We start from the raw sequence: 8,550 nt of genomic DNA, 5'->3' as shown, positions 1-8,550 counted from the left end.
CGTTGGTCTCTCGTAGGAACATAAGGTTGTGGCTATCTTCTGACGAAAGAAACGTACTGTTATGTATACCTCCACTTGGAGCGTCGGCGTACGTTTTACTTACCGTTATGGTATGTGATGAAGATACGACAGCAAATGGACCTGCAATGGGAGGCTTGAGCCGATGTGTCTTGAAAGGGACTCGCACGGTTCTTAGGGGAGGCGGGGGCAGTGATGCCCCTAACTTACCCGACTTAACTAGAAAGAAATATATAAACATATACATAGCACTTTTTATTGATAAAGAAAGCTGAGTACATTAGTGCTCAGCTTTCTTTATCGTTATTTTCAATTAGCGTAAACAAATCGTCCAACGTTACATCAAAATACATCATCAATTTAGCTAGTAAACTGGCTGGTATTCGTCTGTTATTTATATCACGGTTGTTCGCCAAATCGTTTATTGTATCGCGTCTTTCATTGATTTCTTCAGATAATTTCCTTACAGAAATGTCTTGCTCTTCTAAATATTTTTTTAGATGACATTGCAATTTTACGTTCTCCAAAATTGACCTCCTTCTCAAAAAAATTCAATATTTTATTGACCTTTTATTATGTAAGATGCTATATTTATGTTAATAATATGGCACGTTTAACGTGCCATTAACTGAATTGTTTATTTCATTCATTTTAACATATGGGAGCTGATTCAAATGGAAAAAGCTGAAAAATTGTTAATGGGGATCGAAAATGTTTTAGGAATGGCTAGTGAACTTTTTGACGAGGTAGCACGTTTGAAACAAGTCGAAGAGGAATGTAAAATACTAAAAGAAAAATTGTTTATGAGTCAATTTACTCGCTCAGAAAAAGAAGTTTTTGAACTCGCACTTGATGGACTTTCATCTTCAAAAATGGCGGAATGGTTGTTCAAAGAACGGAGCACAATTTCACAACAACGCAAAGACATTTGCAAAAAATTAGGCGTTAAAAATATCAAAGAAGCAGTACAAAAATTTCAAAACCTTCACCAAGAACCGCAACAAGAAATCCACCAAAAATCACCACAAAAACTAGTAAACATTTCATAAAAAATGAAAAAAGCATATCGACGGCAGGTGCCCATGAGGGGATTTAACTACCTAAATAGTTGAAAATATGGAATATTTTTAGGAGGTTGAGGGGACATTGCGAACGTTTTCAGTGTACCTACTGGAAAAAATCGTGGTATCACGGTTAAGCTAGGCTCTGCCTAGCCTAGCACAGTATGTGATAGCAAAAACCCCTTATGCTCTTCCGAAAAAATAACGGATTAATTTCCAGTTACTATCTTTTGAAAAAAGGAGTTGGTTTTTTGGATATTATTATTCGCAATATCGGCAAAGAATACGTCAAAGCAATTGATGAAAAAGCGAAGGCATTGAACATGTCTCGCAATGAATTTTTGAACAGATATTTAATCGGATACGCACATCATCGGGAAGCACTTGGGAGGGAAGACCGACTGGAAAAGTTTCTTAATGAAACACAACAGCAAATGTTAGCTTTCACAATGCTAATGGATATGATGACAGATACTTTACGAGAATTAAGTGGATTGGACGATGATGAATCATAATCATATGACTGTCATTTATGACGGTCTTTTTATTTAAGGGTCTTCTGAAACACGAGGCAATACAGCAAACGAACGAAAATGATCTGTATTTTATTTTTGGTGTATCAGAATAAAACCTATTGCATCATTGTTAAAAAAGTCATACAAGGCAATCTGGACGGTCATTTTGTCAATTGTGTTTCAATCAGAAAGTTGCGTCAGATTTCGGACAGATATTTTGAATATTTATATTCAACTGTTTTATTAAAACTGTCTGCAAATTAATCAATATCTCTAGTAAAATTCCGATTTTATACCCACTCCTATTTTCATCAATAGGACATGATATAATAAAAAAGAACGGAGATTGAGGCCTCCGTTCTCTTGGGTGTACTTGCTCAAAATAGTACGTTTATTTGGTTACGTATATTATAGCAAGTACTCCAACAAAAAATCAATCGTTGGAGGAATTTAGAAATGAATGGAATTATCAAAACAATAAAAACAACGCAATATGCTCAAATACATAACGCGCCATTACAAACGGACCTGGAGGACTTGCGGTCTATCGGTCTATTAAGTCATATTATGAGCTTAAGTGAAGGTTGGACGATTAGGAAGACCCAGTTACAAAACAAATTTTCTCGTAGAAACGTAGACGCTGCTTGGAAGGAATTAGCTATTAAACAATACGCTGTCGGCTTTAGCGCATATGTTGACGGAAAAAAAGATTATTTTTACGCTGTGTCAGATATTCCGATTTCACAAGCTAATTTCGAATTGCTTGTCATTGAACAAATAAATCTCTTACAATCGCAAGGTAAAAACGTCATGACGTTAAGCGTGATACAACATTCGCCACTTGAAATCACTGAAAAAATATCTGATGTACAAAATGTACAACAGACACAAAATAAGCAAATTTCTTCTGATGTACGTTCTGTACAACACAGTGTGTACAACACAGAACGTACACCTATAAATGAAAAAGAAACAAATGAAAAATTAATAAATAAAAAAATTAGTAGTAGTCCACGTGATTTTATTGATGATAAATTACGAGAAAAATATAATAATGTGCCTTTCGACGAAGTAAAAAATGAAATGCTTAACGACACTGTAATCGTTGATACGGATAAGCAATATAAATCATTATTAGAATACCGTCTTAAACATTGGAAACCGAAGCAACCTAAAAGGAAACGTGTAATACGTAATGTACGTGAAGAAATGGTTCCAAATTGGCTACAAACAAATGATGAAAATGTGGTAGCAAAAGATCTTCCAGTGAATAATGATTTTGAAGCCGAAAAGGAAAAAATAAAGGCAGAGCTAATGCAATTAGAAGCAGAATTAAAAGCAGGTAATCGTTAATAAATATTGAATTACACCTACAAAAGCGAGAGCGAACGAGGTGAAGAACGTGTCAGAAAAGGAACGTGCATATTGGAATCATGAAGTAGCTGAGCAACTTGACATAGGTACAAGCACATTAAGAAAATGGTGCTTGGAATTGGAAGAGAACGAGTACGTGTTCACTAAAGGCGAACAAGAAAGTCGAGCTTTTTTAAAACGTGATATTGATGTTTTAATGCACATGAAAAATGAAATACGCAATAAGAAAAAGTCACTCAAAGATGGGGCTAAAATCGCTTTAGAAAAGGCAAGAACGGGGGTCGTTCTCGTAGAACGGGAACAAGAACAAGCACCCCCCGTTCCCGTCGAACAAGCACAACCGATGTTCACCTTGGAGGACATGCGGAACATTGTACGTGAAGAGCTAGAGGAACAAGTCAAAGCGCGTGAGAACGAACGAGATAAAGCGCTAATGGGTGTCATGCGTGAATTACAGGATGTAAAAAAAATGATAGCTGCCTCTCAAGAGGTAAGTAAAAAAAAATGGTGGGAGTTTTGGAAAGCCTAATTTTTTTTAGCGATCTTGAGTGCAACATAATTTAATACATCTGGGGAAACCTGAATGAAGTATTATCAACAACACGTAATGAGTTATTTCATAATACAGAGAAGAAGTTTTATTGAAAAATGACACCTTCAAGGTGTATCTTTTTTTGTAGCATGGTATATAGCATATAATATTTTCCCTTTATGTCTGTTATATAGGCAACTACAACGTTTTCTTAAAGATAAGATTAAGTAGGATACAATTTTCAAGATACTTTTTATAGACAACATTGATTACGTTAGTAATCAGTTAACTATAAAAACCTTCTCTCTTTTTCTCCTGTTTTTTCATTCGTTTATTTTTAGAATGTGATGATGGGGGCATTGGAAATAATGTCGGGAATTTACGAATAGATATATAGCATACATAGAGATAAGACCGCCTTATAAGCTGATACATAATGGGCGGTCTTTGTTACGAATATGTAGTTTTTCTAGGGAGAAATTGAACAATCATTCTGATGATGACCATTAAGGCAAACGTACTGATAAATGTATGTAACCATGTCCACGTATAATAGTGGATTAAATCTGTATAGTGTTCCAAGATGATTTCTACCAATGTAAAGAAAGCGTTATAAAAAATAGCTTGAATCACCCAAATTCTATATGTGGAATCGTAAGTGTATTGGCAAAAATAGACGCAAATAATCGGAAACAGTAGATATTCATATAAAATACTGGATTCAAAGTAATCAGCTAACAATCTTATCGGATATTCAAGCATTCCTTTTTCGACCACAATAACGCCAATGAAAGTTGAACAGTAAGAAGTCAGTAAAAAAGTGAAAAGCCAATAGTGAAGAGGTGGTTTTCTGAGGATAAAACCAAACAAAGTACAGCCTAGAAAAAGTAAAAACCACAAAATCATTGTATCCATATATCATATAAACCCCTATCTATAAGTTACCCATCAGTATTTTCCAAAATAGAATGTTTATACATCTAACATAAAGGTCTGTCAACGATAAATCGCAAGACCGTCAGGTCGAGAATTTAAGGAGTTGATAGACTCACCAAACCCAAACCCTCTTGGTACTCAAACAACCATGTTTGTTTGACGCCAACCTGTTGAAGTAGAGGCGGCCAAGAGTGTCATGGGTTCCAAGCTGAAAGTGGAAGAAGCAGATTTTCATGAGCTTGTGAGTCTCACCAAAGAGCTGCAGCAAACATTGGTGGCCGAACATGAGCGCACGCATGCATTGAGTCATGAGGTCGATCGTTATGAAAAAGAGAATAATGCTTTAAAGCATGATCTAAGTGAGACAAAGCAAGAATTAGAAATATACGTGGTGCATCAAGATGGCGAAGTTGAGAAGGCCAAAAAACAAATGCGTCAGAAGCTCGTCCGTGATTTTTCAGCTGAACAAAAGGAAAACGTCAAGGATGAGGTTAAGAGAGAGCTAGACAAGCAATATGAAGCTCATATAAGCTCTCTGAGTGATGATTAAACCATTGAGAAGCAGAAACATAAAAAAATGAAAAAAGAGCTTGTAGAAGCAAATGGAGTGAATGAGAGCTTAACGAAGGTGAATCTTGGTTATATAAAAGATTATGTGCCAAAAAAAGAGCTTGATAAGGTGAATCAGCAGGTTCATGAATTACGAGAAGAAAATAAAACTTTGAAAGCCTGGAAGGAAAAAGCCTTGAACTGGATTGATAAGAATGTGGAGAAGATGAAGCAAATATCGTTCTTCCAATATGTAGGTGGGATTAGAAAGCAATCCAAGCGTCAGGAACAAGATCTAGAAAGATAAAAAGGAGAAATGAAATTGAGTAAACTAAAGACGATTGCTTTACTTGTTATTTTTGCATGTGTGACTAGCTATACAGCTTATTTATTGGTAAGTGCTTATAACTACGGTTTTTCTGATAAATAAAAGGATAGATTCTGTTATATAAAAAAAGGACCAGTTCTTTAAAGAACTGGCCAAAATACTTACAAAACATTACTTGGATGAATATGTAGTGTTACTTACGAAACCAAACCATTGCATGTTTTTGTAAAGAGAAAAAGAATGAATGTGTCGTTTTTCCCACTGTAAAATAAGGAAGTGGGTAGAACCTACACATACATATGACATAGAGGAGAGGCAGCTCTATAGGAAAAGGGAATATAGCCTCTCAAGGAAATACCTATAAAAAATGCGAGGGTTAAGTGTAACATATTTTAGAAGAAAGTCCATATTCTTTATTATTTTTGAAATTTTATATAAGGGCTTTTTATACCTTAGTACCTATATTTCAATTCTAAATTTGTTCTTTTGAATGCTAAATAAAAATTTTGTAAAAAATTAATATTGATATATAGGGTAAATCCATTTACTGTTAGATAAATGAATAATTTAACATTGGATGAATGGGTGATGAGTGAGTTGAAATGGTATAATGGGGTCATTATCTATGCTCTTTTAATGGAGATAGAAATAGCAAGAGAGACAATGATTCAATTTGCATTTGAAGAAGGATTTACAAGCGATAATACAGTCAAAACAAGTCAGGTTATTGATGATTTACTAAATGAGTTGCAAAGAATAAATATAGAGACTCAAACATGTGTGAGTCTTTAATTATATAAAAAGAGCGATCTTACCTTATAAGATAAGATCGCTCTTTTTGTATATATAACATATTAATTTTATTAAGTCATATAAAAATTAGAGAAAAATAGAATAAAAGGCTATTTTAGTTTAAAGTAAGATAGCCTTTTATCTTAAGGAATTTGACAACATTACAAATCAGAAAAGTAGTCTGAATAATTTTACGATTTTTTTATAATTAAATCAATGTTATAGAATGGTGAGCATATGAATAAAAGGTGCGCTTTTTATTCATCATTTTTTTATTTATCCTCAAGTTCATCGTTGATTTATCAAGGATGTATAAAAAGCTGCATAAACACGAAAGAGGACCTCTTTAAGAATCCTTGCCTCCCAAGGGTTCTTTTTTTGTATGTGTTCCGGAAAGAGACATTATGTTAACTAAGATTGAATACGATATACAGCCTAAAAACAGAAAAAAACTACTGGCCATGTGTTTCAGTAGTTTTTTCTGCTACATTCATTTTATTGAAGGATCGAAAAGTTACAGCTTATGGAGTAGTTTGCTCTTAGCAATTTGATTTATACAATGTTTATTATTTATAAAATGTAAAATTATTGAAACTAAATATACGTTCACCCGTAGATACAAACAGGAGGTGAGCATATTGATACAGTTAACATTAATTATTTCAATGTTAGCATTAAGTATGGCAGGCGTATTGTTTATAATGAATATGTTTAAAGTTGGAATCGTGGGAGCAATGAGGTCAAATAACACTTTATCAAAAGTGTCTCTTTCTCTGATGGGGGTTTATGTCCTGAGCTTTGTAGCATTCTTTTTTATGATTAACAACGTTTAAAAATAATAGAAATAAGGAGGCAACCATTTAATTTAAAAGTGGTTGCCTTTGTTTACATATATCAACTCAATAGATGCCGAGAACAGTGATTATGTTAACTAACTTTGTATATTATATACAGCGTAAAAAGAGAAAAACTCCTGCTGTTGGCCAGGAGTTTTTTCAGTAACGTATCAAGGTATTAAAAGTGATACCTCACGTATCTTGAGTAGTTTGCTCAATTTACTATTTATTATTCGTTCTATAAGTATCAAAAAAAAGAAACAAACTTGGGGAAGAATGTTTCTTTAAAATTCAATCCAGCTTGTTACTATACCCTTATTACAGAAACTCAAACACATTTTATAAAAATTATGTTTGAGTTTCTGTAAAATTCATTATGTAAACCATTGGTTTACAGCCTACTACTAAGCGTTTGTAGAAGTTTTTACATATTTGTTATAAAGTGGGCGTAAGAGGTGGTTAAGTTGAACTTAGGAGAACAATTGCAAAGACTAAGGGAAGAAAAAAATCTTTCTAGGGAAGAATTGGCCCAAGAAATGAATGTATCTAGACAAGCTGTATATAAGTGGGAGAATAATAAGGGGTATCCCGATATTGAAAATCTTATTAAGCTAAGTGATTTATATAATGTGACGTTAGATGAACTAATTAAAGGTGATCGTTCTTTTCAGAAAAAAATAGTAATCGATCAAAAAAAGAATAAAATTGAGGATTTATCAGATCCTGGTTTTGTGATTGGAATTATCCTTGTATTTGTAGGATTATTTTTAGATTTAGGCGCGTTTTCAGCTGGTGTTACAATATTAGGATTCTTAACGATGTTTTTTTATGATGATTTAAAGAAAACGTTTTGGACTATAAAAAAGGATTTTAAAGAAGAAAGGTAAGTAAAATAGGCTTTAAGGGAACTTGAAGCCTATTTTTGTGCCTATAAAATGTTTTATGGTGCGACAAGAAGTCGCTTTTATATAGTGTGGCTTACGCCACTGGTTTAGACGCAAAAACTATCCCCGTCCAAAACTGCGGGCCTGGTAACGGGCTCGTGGGTTGCATGAGGAAATGCGGAAACAGAGAGTCAGTGCACGACTCGGAACACTGCTAGGGGAAGATGAGTATGGTGAACATTAGTGAAGGTTTGTAAGCTTCGTAAATTTTAGCTCAGGATAGTGCACAGATTTGCCTGGGTATTGGTAAGAGGAAAAGCAGATTCATAATGCTGCTGTGACGCGTCCCGTATCTTGCCCGGAGTAAAGAACCCACCTAACCTCGTCGTATCTATAAGATGCGGAACTTGGTAAGCCCTTTGTTATCTGTGTAAACAGTAGGATGACTGTAAAGTCAAACGATGTGATAGAGGGTAAAGGATACGAGAAAAAGCGAATGCCGTTACCTCGAAAGAGAACAGGAAAGCAGGAAACTGTATAACTGGACGGATACTATCGTCCTTATGGACAAACCTATGATAGGCCCGAAAGGGAGCCTACTTCTCGTTGGTCTCTCGTAGGAACATAAGGTTGTGGCTATCTTCTGACGAAAGAAACGTACTGTTATGTATACCTCCACTTGGAGCGTCGGCGTACGTTTTACTTACCGTTATGGTATGTGATGA

Annotated in this window: 11 protein-coding genes and 1 pseudogene; 10 read left to right on the top strand and 2 right to left on the bottom strand. The window is 34.6% G+C overall.

Annotated elements, in window-relative coordinates:
- Nucleotides 1-293: pseudogene (locus tag AC0C45_RS29760) on the top strand (hypothetical protein); the annotation flags it as partial.
- Nucleotides 294-305: 12 nt separating this feature from the next.
- Here AC0C45_RS29760 and AC0C45_RS29755 read toward each other — a convergent pair.
- Nucleotides 306-545 (bottom strand): helix-turn-helix domain-containing protein, encoded by a 240-nt coding sequence (locus tag AC0C45_RS29755; protein WP_242647283.1) that lies wholly within the window; start codon nucleotides 543-545, stop codon nucleotides 306-308.
- A gap of 147 nt (nucleotides 546-692) precedes the next feature.
- Here AC0C45_RS29755 and AC0C45_RS29750 point away from each other — a divergent pair, with 147 nt between their 5' ends.
- The 4 genes from AC0C45_RS29750 (at nucleotide 693) to AC0C45_RS29735 (ending at nucleotide 3,497) form a co-directional block, all read left to right on the top strand.
- A complete protein-coding gene (locus AC0C45_RS29750) occupies nucleotides 693-1,067 on the top strand; it encodes a helix-turn-helix transcriptional regulator (RefSeq protein ID WP_207372962.1) in 375 nt (124 codons plus the stop codon).
- A gap of 263 nt (nucleotides 1,068-1,330) precedes the next feature.
- Nucleotides 1,331-1,594, top strand: a complete 264-nt coding sequence (locus AC0C45_RS29745) for a ribbon-helix-helix protein, CopG family (protein WP_012209751.1) — start codon at nucleotides 1,331-1,333, stop codon at nucleotides 1,592-1,594.
- A 456-nt stretch (nucleotides 1,595-2,050) separates the two neighbouring features.
- Nucleotides 2,051-2,947, top strand: coding sequence for a replication protein (locus AC0C45_RS29740; RefSeq protein ID WP_472929309.1), 897 nt, complete (start codon nucleotides 2,051-2,053; stop codon nucleotides 2,945-2,947).
- A gap of 49 nt (nucleotides 2,948-2,996) precedes the next feature.
- The gene (locus AC0C45_RS29735; protein WP_242647281.1) at nucleotides 2,997-3,497 is read left to right on the top strand and encodes a DUF3967 domain-containing protein; all 501 of its coding nucleotides are present in this window, start codon (nucleotides 2,997-2,999) and stop codon (nucleotides 3,495-3,497) included.
- Nucleotides 3,498-3,950: 453 nt separating this feature from the next.
- On the opposite strand, the gene AC0C45_RS29730 is transcribed toward AC0C45_RS29735, so the two are convergent.
- Complete coding sequence (locus tag AC0C45_RS29730; RefSeq protein ID WP_472929308.1) at nucleotides 3,951-4,415, bottom strand: CBO0543 family protein; 465 nt, start codon at nucleotides 4,413-4,415, stop codon at nucleotides 3,951-3,953.
- A gap of 217 nt (nucleotides 4,416-4,632) precedes the next feature.
- On the opposite strand from AC0C45_RS29730, the gene AC0C45_RS29725 reads away from it, so the two are divergent.
- From AC0C45_RS29725 to AC0C45_RS29705, 5 genes are all read left to right on the top strand, one after another.
- Complete coding sequence (locus AC0C45_RS29725; RefSeq protein ID WP_472929307.1) at nucleotides 4,633-4,986, top strand: hypothetical protein; 354 nt, start codon at nucleotides 4,633-4,635, stop codon at nucleotides 4,984-4,986.
- A 27-nt stretch (nucleotides 4,987-5,013) separates the two neighbouring features.
- The gene (locus AC0C45_RS29720) at nucleotides 5,014-5,292 is read left to right on the top strand and encodes a hypothetical protein (RefSeq protein ID WP_472929306.1); all 279 of its coding nucleotides are present in this window, start codon (nucleotides 5,014-5,016) and stop codon (nucleotides 5,290-5,292) included.
- Nucleotides 5,293-5,901: 609 nt separating this feature from the next.
- The gene (locus AC0C45_RS29715; RefSeq protein ID WP_472929305.1) at nucleotides 5,902-6,105 is read left to right on the top strand and encodes a Spo0E family sporulation regulatory protein-aspartic acid phosphatase; all 204 of its coding nucleotides are present in this window, start codon (nucleotides 5,902-5,904) and stop codon (nucleotides 6,103-6,105) included.
- Nucleotides 6,106-6,743: 638 nt separating this feature from the next.
- On the top strand, nucleotides 6,744-6,938 hold the full coding sequence (locus AC0C45_RS29710) for a hypothetical protein (RefSeq protein WP_472929304.1): 195 nt from the start codon (nucleotides 6,744-6,746) through the stop codon (nucleotides 6,936-6,938).
- Between the two features lie 467 nt (nucleotides 6,939-7,405).
- A complete protein-coding gene (locus AC0C45_RS29705) occupies nucleotides 7,406-7,828 on the top strand; it encodes a helix-turn-helix domain-containing protein (protein WP_195696258.1) in 423 nt (140 codons plus the stop codon).
- Nucleotides 7,829-8,550 lie beyond the last annotated feature (722 nt).

This window comes from Priestia sp. VA7 (assembly GCF_055710015.1).
Note: the sequence above shows the minus strand (reverse complement) of the source record. Positions and strands in the feature narration are given on the sequence as shown.

Bases quoted from the DNA above. Each gene is read 5' to 3' on its own strand.
- AC0C45_RS29725 (WP_472929307.1), top strand. From the start codon at position 4,633: ATGGGTTCCAAGCTGAAAGTGGAAGAAGCAGATTTTCATGAGCTTGTG.
- AC0C45_RS29720 (WP_472929306.1), top strand. From the start codon at position 5,014: ATGAAAAAAGAGCTTGTAGAAGCAAATGGAGTGAATGAGAGCTTAACG.
- AC0C45_RS29750 (WP_207372962.1), top strand. From the start codon at position 693: ATGGAAAAAGCTGAAAAATTGTTAATGGGGATCGAAAATGTTTTAGGA.
- AC0C45_RS29730 (WP_472929308.1), bottom strand. From the start codon at position 4,415: ATGGATACAATGATTTTGTGGTTTTTACTTTTTCTAGGCTGTACTTTG.
- AC0C45_RS29740 (WP_472929309.1), top strand. From the start codon at position 2,051: ATGAATGGAATTATCAAAACAATAAAAACAACGCAATATGCTCAAATA.
- AC0C45_RS29715 (WP_472929305.1), top strand. From the start codon at position 5,902: ATGAGTGAGTTGAAATGGTATAATGGGGTCATTATCTATGCTCTTTTA.